Origin of the sequence: Mycobacterium sp. SMC-21, assembly GCF_045310825.1 — a bacterium.
In the GTDB taxonomy this organism is placed as follows: domain Bacteria; phylum Actinomycetota; class Actinomycetes; order Mycobacteriales; family Mycobacteriaceae; genus Mycobacterium.
The window spans coordinates 152,916-168,311 of the sequence record NZ_JBJIAO010000001.1 but is presented as its reverse complement, the minus strand read 5'-3'; the positions used below and the strand labels follow the sequence as shown (position 1 = coordinate 168,311).

Annotated in this window: 6 protein-coding genes and 1 pseudogene; 5 read left to right on the top strand and 2 right to left on the bottom strand. The window is 69.0% G+C overall.

What is annotated here, in order from left to right; all coding sequences use genetic code 11:
- Positions 1–47 precede the first annotated feature (47 nt).
- Positions 48–1,448: a DUF222 domain-containing protein gene (locus ACJH6H_RS00745; protein WP_406774042.1), complete on the bottom strand. Its 1,401-nt coding sequence runs from the start codon at positions 1,446–1,448 to the stop codon at positions 48–50.
- A gap of 129 nt (positions 1,449–1,577) precedes the next feature.
- Positions 1,578–2,576 (bottom strand): DEDDh family exonuclease, encoded by a 999-nt coding sequence (locus ACJH6H_RS00740; protein ID WP_406774041.1) that lies wholly within the window; start codon positions 2,574–2,576, stop codon positions 1,578–1,580.
- A 71-nt stretch (positions 2,577–2,647) separates the two neighbouring features.
- Between ACJH6H_RS00740 and ACJH6H_RS00735 the strand changes: the two genes are divergently transcribed.
- The 5 genes and pseudogenes from ACJH6H_RS00735 to ACJH6H_RS00715 form a co-directional block, all read left to right on the top strand.
- On the top strand, positions 2,648–3,769 hold the full coding sequence (locus ACJH6H_RS00735; protein ID WP_212807372.1) for an aldehyde reductase: 1,122 nt from the start codon (positions 2,648–2,650) through the stop codon (positions 3,767–3,769).
- Between the two features lie 55 nt (positions 3,770–3,824).
- A complete protein-coding gene (locus ACJH6H_RS00730; RefSeq protein WP_212807373.1) occupies positions 3,825–5,051 on the top strand; it encodes a Mur ligase family protein in 1,227 nt (408 codons plus the stop codon).
- Positions 5,048–5,761, top strand: a complete 714-nt coding sequence (locus tag ACJH6H_RS00725) for a type 1 glutamine amidotransferase (protein ID WP_406774040.1) — start codon at positions 5,048–5,050, stop codon at positions 5,759–5,761. The genes ACJH6H_RS00730 and ACJH6H_RS00725 overlap by 4 nt, the downstream gene beginning before the upstream one ends.
- Before the next feature lie 456 nt (positions 5,762–6,217).
- Positions 6,218–6,745 (top strand): chorismate pyruvate-lyase family protein, encoded by a 528-nt coding sequence (locus tag ACJH6H_RS00720; protein ID WP_212807375.1) that lies wholly within the window; start codon positions 6,218–6,220, stop codon positions 6,743–6,745.
- Positions 6,742–14,679 (top strand): annotated as a pseudogene (locus tag ACJH6H_RS00715) (SDR family NAD(P)-dependent oxidoreductase); the annotation flags it as partial. The gene ACJH6H_RS00720 and the pseudogene ACJH6H_RS00715, both read left to right, overlap by 4 nt.
- Between the last annotated feature and the right edge of the window lie 717 nt (positions 14,680–15,396).

Genomic DNA, 15,396 nt, shown 5'->3' with positions numbered 1-15,396 from the left:
CTGGGCAGCCTCGTGCCACGCCGCACCCGATCGGTGGTGGCGGTGACTCACCTTGCAGGACTGTCACTTTCGCCATCGGCGTCCTCACCTTCGGTCGGGTAGAGCGTGGGGTGGTGGTAGTGGTTGGTTCGGGGTTGGCCGACGTCCAGTAGTGGTGGTGGGGTCCAGTGGGTTCTGCCGTGGGGGCCCATGGTGGTGGTCCAGCCGCCGGTGTCGGCCAGGCGGTTGTCGCGGCCGCAGGCCAGGGTCATGGTGTCGATGTTGGTCAGTCCGTCGTCGCGCCAGTTGGTGATGTGATGAGCCTGCGAGCGGGAGGCCGGGGCGGTGCAGTTGGGTCGGGTGCAGCCGTGGTCGCGGGCGAACAACGCCAACCGTTGTGCTGTGCTGGCGGTTCTGGCTGCTCGGCCCAGATAGAGGGGTTGGCCGGTGTGGTTATCGAAGATGGCGAGGTAGTTGTCCGAGCCGTGGGCGGCCATCCCGATCAGGTCTTTGACCGGGAGCTTGGTGCCGGTGTGGGTGAGCGCCATCCCGGTGCGCTTTTCCAGGTCGGTGACGGTGCAGGTGGCGACCACCGCGACCGGGAACCCGTTGTGCACCCCGGAGGTTCCGGTGGCCAGCATCATCCGGCCCACGAATTTGAACGCGTCGTACTGCCGCTGCGCCACAGTCCTTGTGTCGTTGTCGATCTGTTCCTGGGTCGGGGTCCCGGAGTAGCAGGGCTGCGGATCGGCCGGGTTGCACATACCCGGGGCGGCGTACTTCTCGAACAACACGTCCCAGTAAGCCCGCCCTTCGGGGTCGAGTTCGGCGGTGACGTCGGTGCGCCCGTCAGGCCGCTGCGTGCCCATCACGAATGAGCGCTTCGGGTCGGGCTCGTCGTCGTCGGGTTCGGGGCCGTCCTGATCCAGCTTGTACAACAAGTCCGCGGCCGCGCGCCGTAAATCCTCCGGGGTTTTGACCCGGGCGTCGGCCACCAGATCTGTTTCGCATTGGGCCATGGTGATCGGGTCCGCCGCCCACAACGGGACCTTGCCGAAAAACCAGGTGATCACCGCGACATGCTCACTGTTGATCGCACCCTCAGCCAGCGCGGCGGCCACCAGCTCCCACACCGGACCCAGTGGTTCCCCGGTGATCGCCGAGCGCGGGCCCAGGTGGTCGCAGTCCCGCACCCGCCGGCGGGCTTCCTCCCGGCTGATGCGGTGCCGCACATGGAGCACCTCAGGCCAATCCTTGGCCCCGATCTCTCTGGCGGTGGCCTGGGTCTGTGCCGCGGCCAGGATCTGGTGATCGACCGCCTCAGCGGCGCACTTCAGGGTTTCGCGGCGGGACTGCAGCTCCAACAGGACTTTAATGGGCAACCCGCTGTAGTCCAGGCCGTTGACCGTGGCGATCGCATCCTCAAGCGCCGCGTAGGCGTTGAGGACGGTAGCAGAGTCGATGGCCATACTCGAACACTAGTTCGAACCACCGACAAGAAATCGTCGACAGCGTGACGCTAGTTACCTTGCGTGACTAGCGCTAACAAAGTGACCAAAGTTTTTGACGAGCGCTCTACAGCAAGCGGCGAGTGGCCGCTAGAACAACATGAACTGGTCGCCGGCCGGGGTCCGGTCGACGAATTCCTCGACATCCGAGCCGCCGACCACATGGCCCAGCAGCGTCATGAATTCGGCGTCGGAGACCAGCGGCACGCCGAGCTCGCGAGCCTGATAGCCCTTGCCCTGCGCGGGCGCCGGCTCGTTGCAGATGACCAGCGAGGTCTGGGCGTCGACGCTGTCGGAGTAGGACAGCCCGACGTGCACGATGCGCTCGATGATCTCTTCGTGCGTGCGGACCATCTCGGCCGACAGCGCCACCCGCATGCCCTGCACCAAGGGCTGTCCCGGTACGAACCGGCCCGGGTTGGCGTAATCACATGGCAGCCGGGACGCCAGCACCTTCAGCGGCCGGAGTTCGTCGTGCGTGATGGCGCCACTGGGCCAGCGCTTGCGACCCACATTCCGAATGGGCAGCCAGCGCCGGTGCTCACGCGCCGCAGCCAGCGCCGGTTTGAGGATCTGGGCCAGCACCATGGCGTCGTCGAGGGCGTCGTGCGGGCGAATCTGTGTCGCGCCGTAGTGCGTCGCGAGCGTCTCGAGGCGCAGGTTTTCGGTGCCCAGGTTGAGCCGGCGGGTCAGCTCGACGGTGCACATGACGCTGTCGACGGGCAGCACCGCGCCGACGCGCTCGCACTCCGCGGCCAGGAAGGCGTAGTCGAAACCGGCGTTGTGGGCGACCAGCGTGCGCCCGGACAGCACGGCGGCGAGGTCGCCGACGACCTCACCGAACGTCGGCTGTCCCGCCAGCATCTCGGAGGTCAGGCCGTGCACGTGCGTGGGGCCGGGATCGACGCCCGGATTGAGCAGACTGCTGAACGAATGCTCGACGTTGCCGTCGTCGCCGAGGGCCAGCGCCGCGACGCTGATGACGCGGGCATGGCCGGGATCGAACCCTGATGTCTCGACGTCGACGACGGCCCAACCCGCACCGGCATCGGTGGCCGGTCGGCCCCAGCCGAGGTTGGTTTCGCCCACGTGGCAAGGATGGCACGGACCCCTGACAAGAATCGGCGGGCACCACAGCGTGTCGCCGTCCGAATCAGGCGATGACCGCCCTCGACGAGGTGCTCGACGCTATCGTCACGGGCATGACCACGATCGACCCCGACGCCCCCGTCCTCGTCACGGGCGCCAGCGGGTATATCGGCAGCTGGATCGTCCGTTACCTGCTCGAAGCGGGGCACACCGTGCACGGGACGGTGCGCAATCCGCAGAAGCCGACCGGCCTGGAGCACCTCCACAAACTGTCGGCCGACCACCCGGGCAAGCTCAAACTCTTCAAGGCCGACCTGCTCGACGTCGGCAGCTTCGACGAGGCCATGGCCGGCTGTGAGCTCGTCATGCACACTGCCTCGCCGTTCCTGCTCCAAGGCGTCACCGACGCGCAGGAATCGCTGGTGCGCCCCGCGCTGGAAGGCACCCGCAACGTCCTGGACGCGGTGAACCGCACCGAGAGCGTCAAGCGCGTGGTGCTGACCAGCAGCGTGGTGGCGATCTACGGCGACGCCCGCGAATCGCGCGACGTCCCCGGCGGCGTGTTCACCGAGGACCAGTGGAACACCACCAGCAGCGTCGACCATCAGCCGTATTCGTATTCGAAGACCGTGGCCGAGCAGGAGGCCTGGCGCTACCAGAAGGCGCAGGACCGCTGGGATCTGGTGACCATCCATCCGGGCCTGGTGCTCGGCCCGTCTCTGACGAGCGCCAGCGACTCGGCCAGCCTGGCCACCATGAAGCAGTTCGCCGACGGCACCATGCTGACCGGTGCGCCGGAGCTGACCTCGGGCATCGTGGATGTGCGCGACGTCGCCGACGCCCACGTACGCGCCGGCTACACACCCGAGGCGCACGACCGTTACCTGGTCAACGCCGCCTCGCTGAGCCTGCTGGAGATCGGCCAGATCCTGCGCGCCAAGTTCGGCGTCCTGTATCCGTTCCCGTGGCTCAACGTGCCCAAGCTGGCGGTCAAGGCCGTAGCGCCGGTCATCGGGCTGACGCGCGAGTTCGTCGACACCAACGTGGGCTACCCGCTCGTCTTCGACGCCAGTCGCAGCCAGAGCGAGCTCGGATTGGTGTATCGACCCATCGAGCAGACCGTCACCGACCACTTCCAGCAGATGCTCGACGACGGCATCGTGCGCAAGCGGCCGAGCATCCGGCTGCCGTAGTGGGCACCCTCACACGTGTCGTCACATTCGGGGCGCCCCTCCTAGACTTCCGGGGATGATCACCGCACGAGGACGCGTCGCGCTGGGCGCGGGCGCCGCCGCCCGGTGGGCGTCGCGCGTGACGGGCCGCGGTGCCGGCGCCATGATCGGCGGGCTCGTCGCCATGAAGCTGGACCCGTCGATCCTCGGACAGCTCGGCTCCGGGCGGCGCTCCGTCGTCGTCACCGGGACCAACGGCAAGTCGACGACGACGCGGATGACGGCGGCGGCGCTGGCGACCCTCGGGCCGGTGGCGTCCAACAGCGAGGGCGCCAACATGGACGCCGGGCTGATTGCCGCGCTGGCCGGATCGCGCAAGGCGACGCTGGCCGCGCTCGAGGTCGACGAGATGCACGTGCCGCATGTCTCCGACGCGGTGGATCCGTCGGTGATCGTGTTGCTCAACCTGTCTCGTGACCAGCTGGACCGTGTCGGCGAGATCAACCACATCGAACGGACGTTGCGTGCCGGACTGGCCCGTCACCCCAAGGCCGTTGTCGTGGCCAACTGTGACGACGTTCTGGTGACCTCGGCGGCGTACGACAGCCCCAATGTCGTCTGGGTCGCCGCCGGTGGCGGCTGGTCCGGCGATTCGGTGAGCTGTCCGCGCAGCGGTGAGGTGATCGTCCGCGAGAACGGGCACTGGCATTCGACCGGTACCGATTTCTCCCGGCCGACGCCCCAGTGGTGGTACGACGAGACGAACATCTATGGGCCGGACGGCTTTACCGCCCCCATGACGCTGGCCCTGCCCGGCACGGTGAACCGCGGCAACGCGACGCAGGCCGTGGCCGCCGCGGTCGCGCTGGGCGCGTCACCCGCCGCGGCGGTGGCCGCGGTGTCGACGGTCGACGAGGTCGCCGGACGCTACCGGACCCTGCACGTCGGCGAGCACACCGTGCGCATGCTGCTGGCCAAGAACCCCGCCGGCTGGCAGGAGGCGCTGTCTATGGTCTCCAGCGATGTTGCGGGAGCGGTCATTTCAGTGAACGGCCAGGTACCCGACGGCGAGGATCTGTCGTGGCTGTGGGACGTGAACTTCGAGCACTTCGTGGACTTCCCGGCGCCCATCGTATCGGCGGGCGAGCGCGGCACCGATCTCGCGGTGCGCCTCGGCTACGCGGGTGTCGACCACACGCTGGTGCACGACACGTTGGCCGCCATCAAGTCCTGCCCGCCCGGGCACGTCGAGGTCATCGCGAACTACACGGCGTTCCTGCAGCTGAATCGGGAGCTGGCATGAACACGCCCGTCCGCATCGGCCTGGTCCTGCCCGACGTCATGGGCACCTACGGTGACAGCGGTAATGCCGTCGTGCTGCGACAGCGCTTGCGGCTCAGGGGAATTGACGCCGAGATCGTCGAGATCACCCTCGACGACCCGGTGCCGGATTCGATGGACCTCTACATCCTCGGCGGCGCCGAGGACTATGCACAGCGCCTGGCTACCCGCCACCTGCTGCAATACCCGGGCCTGCAGCGTGCCGTCGAGCGCGGCGCTCCGGTGCTGGCGATCTGCGCCGCCATCCAGGTGCTCGGACACTGGTACGAGACGTCGTCAGGCGAGCGCGTCGACGGCGTCGGCCTGCTGGACGTGACGACCTCGCCGCAGCCCGAACGCACCATCGGCGAGGTGGCGTCGGTGCCGATGCTCGACGGCCTCACCCAGAACCTCACAGGCTTCGAAAACCACCGCGGCGGAACCGATCTCGGCCCGCTGGCCAAGCCGTTGGCGCGCGTCGAGAAGGGTGCCGGCAACCGCGCGGGGTCGGGCTACGACGGTGTCGTACAGGGCAGCGTGGTCGCCACCTACCTGCACGGCCCGTGCCTGGCCCGGAATCCGGAGCTGGCCGACTACCTGCTGGCTCAGGTGGTCGGTGAGCTGCCACCCCTGGAACTGCCCGAGGTCGACCTGCTCCGCCGCGAGCGCCTCGCCGCACCGCGCCGGGCTTGACGCCGGCGAAAGCGCTTGAGCCCGTTGCTGTGAACTGACTGTCAACGCGCACGTGCGCGGTTTCACCATTCGACAACCGGGTAGATACGAGCCACCACTGCCCAGCTCGAGAGGTGTGCTCATGTTCGACTTCTTCTGCCCCCAGTGTGGCGACTTCACCTTCGACACGGTCATCTGCCTCCACTGCGACAGTTCGACAGCACAGGAGCACGCCGAGGTAGCGTGAAAGACATTGCTGTAGTGCATATTTCACGCAATACACCACACTCGCGCCATGGGTTGCCTATTTGGTTAGGCAAACCTTTCCGGCTCGTGGAAAGCCGCGTACCCAGTTCATTTCTCGTCAGTTCGCCATGCACCGCACTCGGTCGTGGGGGATCATGAACCGCACGGTTCGCAGCGTCTCGCGAGCCTGCAGCACGTTGAGTATTGGCGTCTTCGATTAGGAACGGCCATATGTCCGAGTGCTTTCTGGCGGGCGAAGAAATCCACCAGCTCAATCGGGACCTACGGATACTCATCGCGACAAACGGCACCCTCACGCGGATTCTCGGTGTCGTCAGCGGCGAGGAGATCGTGGTCCAGGTCGTCGAGCAGCAGATTCATCCGCACGAACTCGACCAGTGGGACCACCTGTCGGGCCGGGTTCTGCAACGCCGTGTCCTGCTCAACGGCCGGACCTCGGGCCGGCGATTCGTCGGCGCCGAATCCCTCATCGCCATCGACCTGCTGCCCCCGACCATCGCGGCAGACCTGACGAGCACAACTGCGCCCATCGGCGAGATCATGGCCGCCAGCCGCCTCGAAACATTCAAGGAGCCGGCCGACATCTGGGTGGCGGAATCACCCGACTGGCTTGCCGCCGCGACGGATCGGGACGCGCAATCGAGGACCGTCAGCCGCCGGTACCGCATCATCCTCGACGGCCGGCCCGTCATCGTCATCACCGAGTACTTCCTCGATTTCGAGGCAACCGCATCATGACGCTGCCGAGCGGAAATCTGGCAGCGCTGCTGGCCGAACGTGCATCGCAGGCAGGATGGCGGGACAGGCCCGCCTACCATGGCCCGCAGGTCGTGACCCACGGGCAAATCCACGACGGCGCAGCACGTTTGGGGACGGTGCTACAGCGCCGTGGACTCTCCGCCGGAGACCGCGTCCTGTTGTGCCTTCCGGATTCTCCCGAACTCGTACAGTTGCTGCTGGCCTGCCTCGGCCGCGGCATCGTGGCCTTCCTCGCCAACCCCGAGCTCAATCGCCGGGACCACCGTTTCGCCGAAAACGACACGGAGCCAGGCCTTGTCATCACATCCGGCGCGCTCCTCGACCGGTTTGGTGAGTCGGCCGTCGCCGACGCCGCGGAGCTGGTTTCCGAAGCGGCCCATGCCGGCCCGGCCGGCTACGAGCCGCTGAGCGGCGACGCTCCCGCCTACGCCACCTACACCTCCGGTACGACGGGTGCACCGAAGGCCGCCATCCACCGGCACTCCGACGTGTGGGCCTACGTCGAGGCGATGTGTGACCGAGCACTGCGCCTCACCGCACCCGATGTCGGGTTGTGCAGTGCGCCAATGTACTTCGCGTACGGGCTCGGCAACGCGGTCTGGTTCCCGCTTGCGACAGGCAGTTCCGCGGTCATCGTCAAACGGCCGGTCACCCCCGAAGCGACAGCCGACCTGAGCACCACATTCGGCGCATCGGTGCTCTACGGCGTGCCGACGTTTTTCGCGCGCATCGTCGAAGCCTGCTCCCCCGCATCATTCCGTTCGCTGCGCTGCCTGGTATCAGCCGGCGAAGCTCTCGACGTGCGGCTCGCCGAGCGGATGACGGAGTTCTTCGGCGGTATCCCGATACTCGACGGGATCGGCTCGACCGAGGTGGGGCAGACGTTCGTCTCGAACACCATCGCGGACTGGCGTCCTGGCACCATCGGAAAAGTTCTCCCGCCCTACGAGATCCGCGTCGTCACGCCGGAGGGCGCGGTGGCGCCTCCCGGCACAGTGGGGAACCTCTGGGCCCGCGGGCCGTCGATATCGCCGGGGTACTGGAATCGTCCGGCCGGCACTCTCGTACGGGATGGCGACTGGCACGATACGCGGGACCGGGTGTCGGTCGACGCCGACGGCTGGGTGACGTACTGCTACCGCGCGGACGACACCGAGATCATCGGTGGCGTCAACGTCAATCCACGGGACATCGAGCGCCTCATCACCCAGGACGGCAGAATCGCGCACGCGGCCGTTGTCGGGGTGAAAGAGTCACCCGGTGTCTCGGCACTGCAGGCGTTCCTCGTCCCCGCCGAAAATGCCGTCGTCGACGAATCGGTCTTCCGAGACCTGCACCAGCGCTTGGTTTCTCAGCTGTCTGCCGTCCAGGTACCACACAGATTCGCCGTGGTCGAGCAGCTCCCCCGCACGCCGACCGGCAAGCTGGTCCGCCCCGCGCTGCGCGCCGAGAGCCCGGCGCCGCCGATCTGGGATTACCCGGCCGCCGAAACACCCTCGGATACACCGCCGCCCGCTCCCGAACGCCCACCGAATCACGTGACGCTCAGTGACCGGGTCGCCGCCCTGCGGCAGGAACAGCACCGGCTGGTGGCCGATACCGTGTGCGCCGAGGTCGCGAAAATGCTGGGCCTGACGGACGCGCAAGCACTGAACCGGGATCTCGCCTTCTCCGAACTCGGCTTCGATTCGAAGATGACGGTCGAACTTCGCAACCGGCTGGCAGCCGTTACCGGACTTCAGCTTTCGGACACCGTCGGCTGGGATTACGGCTCGGTCAGACAACTGGCCCGGCATGTGGAAGCCCAATTGTCCGCCGGCGCAGGCCCCGTCGCGTCGGCCCCGGCAACCGGGGCCGACGAGCCCATCGCCATCGTGGGCATGGGCTGCCGCTTCCCCGGCGGGGTGGACACGCCCCAGGGCCTGTGGGAATTGGTGGCGAACGCGCAGGATGTGGTGTCGGAGTTCCCCACCGACCGCGGGTGGGATGTGAAAGGCTTGTTCGACCCCGACCCCGATGCGGCGGGCAAGACCTACACCCGCTGGGGAGGCTTCCTCGCGGACGTGGCCGACTTCGACGCCGGCTTCTTCGGCATCGGCCCCAGTGAGGCGCGGGCGATGGATCCGCAACAGCGGCTGCTCCTCGAATGCTCGTGGGAAGCCTTGGAGCAGGCGGGAATTGATCCGACGTCATTGCACGGCTCCGCCACCGGGGTGTTCACCGGGGTCTTCGCGCAACGCTACGGCGCCGCGGGAACCGACAGGCTCGAAGGCTACGGGTTGACCGGCTCGGCACTCAGCGTGGCCTCGGGCCGGGTGTCGTACGTGTTGGGGCTGCAGGGGCCGGCGGTGTCGGTGGACACCGCGTGCTCGTCGTCGTTGGTGTCGCTGCACTGGGCCGCGCAGTCGCTGCGGTCGGGCGAATGCGACCTGGCGTTGGCCGGTGGCGTGACGGTGATGACGTCACCGGAGACCTTCATCGGGTTCAGCAGACAACGCGGACTGGCCCCGGACGGCCGGTGCAAGGCTTTCGCCGGCGCCGCGGACGGGACGGCGTGGGGCGAAGGCGCCGGCGTGCTGGCGCTGGAGCGGTTGTCGGATGCCCAGCGGTTGGGGCATCCCGTGCTGGCGGTGGTGCGCGGCAGTGCCGTGAACCAGGATGGCGCCTCCAATGGGCTGACCGCCCCCAACGGGCCGTCGCAGCAGCGGGTGATCCGGGCCGCCCTGGCCAGCGCGGGGTTGACCGCCGCCGACGTGGATGTCGTGGAGGGCCACGGGACCGGCACCACGTTGGGGGATCCCATTGAGGCGCAGGCGCTTCTGGCCGCCTACGGGCAGGACCGGCCGGCGGAGCGGCCGTTGTGGGTGGGCTCGATCAAATCGAACATGGGTCATACCCAGGCCGCCGCGGGCGTGGCCGGGGTGATCAAGATGGTGCAGGCCATGCGCCATGGCGTGATGCCGGCGACGCTGCACGTGGATGTCCCCTCCCCGCGCGTGGATTGGGACCGCGGTGCGGTGTCCGTGCTGACCGAGGCCCGGCCCTGGCCACTCGATGGGCGCCCCCGCCGGGCCGGTGTGTCGTCGTTCGGCATCAGCGGCACCAACGCGCACGTGATTCTGGAGCAGGGTCCGCCGGCTGAACCGGAAAGCCACGGGGCGGAGAACCCGAGCGGCGCACTCCCGTGGGTCATCTCGGGCAAATCAGCCGAGGCGCTGAGCGCGCAGGCCGGCCGCTTGTCGGCACATCTGCGCGCCCATCCAGAACTCCAGCCTGTCGACGTGGGGTACTCGCTGGCCCGACGTTCGGTGTTCGAGCACCGCGCGGTGGTACTGGGCACGGATCGTGAGGCACTCTCCGCGGGACTTACTGCGTTGGCCGCCGGCAAACCGCATGCGGCAGTCGTGGCAGGTCGTGCCGGCGCGGTCGGCAAGTCGGTGGTCGTGTTTCCCGGGCAGGGCTCACAGAGCCTCGGGATGGGCCGGCAGCTGTATGACCAATTGCCGTTGTACGCCACGGTGTTCGACGAAGTGGCCGCCGAGCTGGACCGTCATCTGCGGCTGCCGCTGCGCGAGGTGCTCTGGGGCTCCGACAGCGGCCTGCTCGACAGCACCGAATTCGCGCAGCCGGCGCTGTTCGCGGTGGAAGTGTCGTTGTTCGCGGTGCTGCGGAGCTGGGGCGTCACGCCCGACTTCGTGCTGGGACATTCGGTCGGTGAGTTCTCGGCGGCGTACGTCGCGGGGGTGCTCACGCTGCCGGACGCCGCATTGTTGGTCGCCGCCCGCGGACGCCTGATGCAGGCCCTCCCGGCCGGCGGCGCGATGACGGCCGTGAGCGCCGCAGTAGACGTGGTGACGCCATTGCTGGCCGACGGTGCGGTGATCGCGGCGATCAATGCGCCTGAGTCGGTGGTCCTCTCGGGTCCGCAGGGCGCCGTCACCGAGACCGCCGAGCGGCTGGCCGCGCGGGGCCACCGGGTGCACCCGCTCGCGGTCTCGCATGCCTTCCACTCGCCGTTGATGGAGCCGATGCTCGACGAGTTCGCGCGGCTCGCAGGCGAAGTCGAACCGCGCCGGCCGCAGATTCCGCTGATCTCGAATGTGACGGCCCGATCAGTGGATGCCGCAGGCGATTTCGGCTCGGCACCATATTGGGTGGAGCACATCCGCCGGCCCGTGCGTTTCGCCGACAGCATCCGGACCCTGCAGACCCACGGCGCGACGCATTTCATCGAGGTCGGTCCAGGCAGCGGGTTGACGGCGGCCGTCGAACAGTCGGTGTCACCGGCCGAACCCGTCACGGTGTCGCTGCTAGGCAAGGGCCGGCCAGAGGTGGCGGCACTCCTGCACGGCGCCGCCCGGTTGTTCACCACCGGCATGCCCGTGGCGTGGCCGGCGGTCGCCTCGGGTGGGCACCGGATCGAGTTGCCCACCTACGCATTTCAGCGGCGTCGCTTCTGGACCATGCCGACCTCCGCCGGGTCCGCGGGTACCGCGGCGCTGGGGCTGAATGCCGCCCACCATCCGTTGTTGAGCGCGGTGGTCGAGCGGCCTGATTCCGGTGGGGTGGTCTTGACCGGGCGCTTGTCCTTGGCGGATCAGCCATGGTTGGCCGATCACCTGATCGGCGGCGCGGTGCTTTTCCCCGGGACCGGGTTTGTGGAGCTGGCTCTGCGGGCCGGCGACGAGGTGGGCTGCGGAACCATCGACGAGTTGGTGCTCGCTGCGCCCCTCGTCCTGGACGAGGACGCCGCGACCCAACTTCAGGTGGTGGTGAGCGCTGCCGCGGAGTCGGGCAGCCGGGCGGTCTCGGTGTACGCACGTCGCGATGAGTCCGACGCGGAGTGGTCGCTGCACGCCGAGGGCACGCTGTCGGCCCACGCTTCGGAGCGCGCAGGAGACCTGACGGCGTGGCCGCCGCCCGGTGCGGCGAGCGTCGACCTGTCCGACGGCTATGCGCGGCTCGCCGAGCGCGGCTACGAGTACGGGCCGGCGTTCCAGGGCCTGATCGCGCTCTGGCGCTGCGGCCCTGAGCTTTTCGCCGAGGTGGCCGCACCCGAAGACGCGGGTGCGGCCGACGCGATGGGCATCCACCCGGCGGTGCTGGATGCGGTGCTGCACGCGGCCGGGCTGGCCAGCGACACCACCCAGACGATGTTGCCGTTCTGCTGGCGCGGTGTGACGCTGCATGCCGGCGGCGCCGGGCGGGTACGGGCCCGCATCACCGTACTGGGCGACGACGAGCTGTCGGTGGACGTGGCCGACCACGCCGGGTCGCCGGTGCTCACGGTGCGCGCACTGACCACCCGCCCGATCGGCGCCGCGCAACTGCCCGCCCCCGACGGACCACTGGAAGTGCTCTGGACACCAATATCGTTGAGCCACATGTCCGAACCGGCGGATCGTGACCGAGTGGTCGTGTGGGAGTACACATCCGCTGACGACGACGTGGTGGGCGCGGTGCATGCCGGCACGCGCGCCGCCCTCGAGGTGTTGCAGGATTGGCTGGCCGACGAGCGTGCCGGCACCTTGGTGGTGTCGACCCGCGGCGCGGTGGGACTGGCCGGCGAAGACATCGGCGATCTGGCTGCCGCGGCGGTGTGGGGTCTGGTGCGCTCGGCGCAGGCCGAAAACCCGGGCCGCATCATGCTTCTCGACACCGACGGCACCGTCGACCCGACCAAGCTCGTCGCCGCCGGAGAGCCGCAACTCGTGGTGCGGTCCGGCAAGGTGCACGCCGCCCGGTTGGCCTCGGCCCCAGCGCTTTTGGTGCCACCGGAAGGTGCGTGGCGGTTGGCCGTCGGCGGTGACGGAACGTTGGAGAACCTCGCCTTCCGGGCCTGCCCGGAGGTGGAAACAGCGTTGCCGGCCGGCCAGGTGCGGGTGGCGGTGGCTGCGGTCGGCGTCAATTTCCGCGACGTCATGGCGGCGTTGGGCATGTATCCCGGGCAGGCCCCCGTGCTGGGCGCCGAGGGCGCCGGCGTGGTGGTGGAGACCGGCCCGGGCGTCTCGGGCATCGCGGTCGGTGATGCGGTGATGGGCCTGATGGCCGGCACCGGCCCGGTGGCCGTGGTCGATGAGCAGTTGCTCACCACGGTGCCGGAGGGCTGGTCGCTCGAGCAGGCCGCCGGGGTCTCGGTGGCGTTCCTGACGGCCCTGTACGGATTGGTGGATCTGGCCGGCATCGCTGCCGGGGAATCGGTACTCGTGCACGCCGGCACCGGCGGGGTGGGCATGGCGGCGGTGCAGCTGGCCCGCCACCTCGGTGCGGACGTCTTCGTCACCGCCAGTCCGGGCAAGTGGAACACCTTGCGCGCCATGGGCTTTGCCGACGACCACATCGGCGATTCGCGCACCCTCGACTTCGAGGACAAGTTCCTGGCGGTCACCGGGGGCCGCGGCGTCGACATCGTGCTCGACTCGCTGGCCGGGGAATTCGTGGACGCGTCGCTCCGGTTGCTGGGCCGCGGTGGGCGCTTCATCGAGATGGGCAAGACCGACATCCGCGACGCCGAGGCGGTCGCCGCGCAGTATCCCGGTATCCGGTACCAGGCTTTCGATCTCTCCGAGGCCGAACCGCAACGGATGCAGGCGATGCTGTGCGAGTTGACCAAGCTCTTCGAAACGGAGCGGCTGCGGCCCCTGCCCGTCACCCCCTGGGACGTCCGCTGCGCCCCGGAGGCCTACCGGTTCATCAGTCAGGCGCGCCATGTCGGCAAGGTGGTGCTGACGATGCCGACGGCGCTGGCCGGCCGGCTCGCCGACGGCACGGTGTTGATCACCGGCGCCACCGGAATGGTCGGTGCGCATCTGGCCCGCCATCTGGTCAGTGCCTACGGCGTCCGGCACCTGGTGCTGGCCAGCCGGCGTGGGGACCGCGCCGAGGGCGCCGCCGCGCTGGCCGCCGAATTGGAAAATGCCGGCGCCCACGTGGAATTGGCGGCCTGCGATGTCACCGATCCGGACGCGGTCCGAGCGCTGGTCGCGCAGTGCTCCCCGCCACTGCGCGGAGTGATCCATGCCGCGGGCGTCCTCGACGATGCCGTGATCGCCTCCCTGACCCCGGACCGGCTGGGCCCGGTGCTGCGGGCCAAGGTGGACGCGGTCTGGAACCTGCACGAAGCCACCCGCGATCTGAATCTGGCGATGTTCGTGTTGTGTTCGTCGATCGCCGCCACGGTGGGCGCACCGGGACAGGGCAATTACGCAGCGGCGAACGCGTTCCTGGACGGCTTTGCCGCCCATCGGCGAGCCCTGGGATTGGCCGGGACGTCCCTCGTGTGGGGAATGTGGGAACAGTCCGGTGGGATGACGGCCCACCTGAGCGACCGTGATCTGGCCCGGATCAGCAGCAGCGGGCTGGCGCCGATGACACCCGCGCAGGCGCTGCAACTGTTCGACGACGCGCTGACGCACGATCACCCCGTGACCGTCGCCGCCCGCCTGGACCGGGCCGCACTGAACACCAAGGCCCGCAACGGAAGTCTGCCGGTGTTGTTCAGTGGGCTGGTCCGCAGTCCGCGGCGGCGGCCGGCCCACGATTCCGGCGATGCCACCGCCTCGAAGTCAGCGCTGGCCCAGCGCCTCAACGGGTTGACGCGCGACGAGCAGCGCACGCTGCTGACCGACATGGTGTGCGCGCAGGCGGCGGCGGTTCTGGGCCACCCCACGCCCGACGATCTCGACCGCGAGGCCGCTTTCGAGGAGCTGGGCTTCGACTCCCTCACCGCCGTCGAACTACGCAACCGCCTCAAGACCGTGACGGGCCTGGCCCTGCCGCCGACCCTGATCTTCGACCACCCCAGCGCCAGTGCGCTGGCGGCCCACCTCGCCGGTTCGCTCACCGCCACCGACGCCGCCGCGGCCGCAACGCATGTCGACGCGCCCTCCGCTCGGCCCGTGGACGACCGGCTCGCCTATCTGGACCAGGCCGCGTTCCTCGCGCTGCGCGCAAGCCATGGCACGGTCCTGCAGATGACCTGGATCTATGACCGGGCCGTCGACGTCGCCGCGTTGCGGCGGTTTCACCACAACCTTGGTCATGGTCTCCTGGGGCGCCTGATCGAGCGGGCGTCAGTACCGTTCGCCCGTGATCGCTGGGTCCGGTCTCCGGCGGCGCCCGACATCGACTTCGCCGCGACGGCACGGCCGCGCGCCGCGGTGAGCGCATGGTCCGACGAGCGCGCCCGGCTGCCGCTCGATCCCGAGCGGGGCCCCGGCTGGCATCTCGGGGTGCTGCCGCTCGAGGGCGGCGCCACCGCGATCAGCCTCGTAGCGTCGCATCTGATCGTCGATGCCATCGCCTTCGGGCAGGCGGTCGCCGACGCCGTCGAGGGCCGGACGCACGACCTGGGTTATCTGCCCGCGCGGTCACGGCCTCGCGGTCGCGCGCTGCGCGAGGATCTGCGGCAGACGGTCAAGGATCTGCCCGACATGGCGCACGGCGTGGCCGCCGTGGCCCGGATGGCGCGACGCGGAGGGAGCGAATCAGCGCCGCCGGCCAAGCCGGCACCCCCGAGCAGAGCCGGCAGCGACCAGAAGGTCGACGTCCCCGGCCTCACCGCGCAGATCGATCTGAGCGCATGGGATGCGCGCGCGAAAAGTCTTGGTGGCGGCAGCAACTCGCTCATC

What these genes read in the sequence shown, in the direction of transcription:
- ACJH6H_RS00745 (WP_406774042.1), bottom strand. Translation starts at nt 1,448, where the DNA reads ATGGCCATCGACTCTGCTACCGTCCTCAACGCCTACGCGGCGCTTGAG.
- ACJH6H_RS00735 (WP_212807372.1), top strand. Translation starts at nt 2,648, where the DNA reads ATGACCGCCCTCGACGAGGTGCTCGACGCTATCGTCACGGGCATGACC.
- ACJH6H_RS00730 (WP_212807373.1), top strand. Translation starts at nt 3,825, where the DNA reads ATGATCACCGCACGAGGACGCGTCGCGCTGGGCGCGGGCGCCGCCGCC.
- ACJH6H_RS00725 (WP_406774040.1), top strand. Translation starts at nt 5,048, where the DNA reads ATGAACACGCCCGTCCGCATCGGCCTGGTCCTGCCCGACGTCATGGGC.
- ACJH6H_RS00720 (WP_212807375.1), top strand. Translation starts at nt 6,218, where the DNA reads ATGTCCGAGTGCTTTCTGGCGGGCGAAGAAATCCACCAGCTCAATCGG.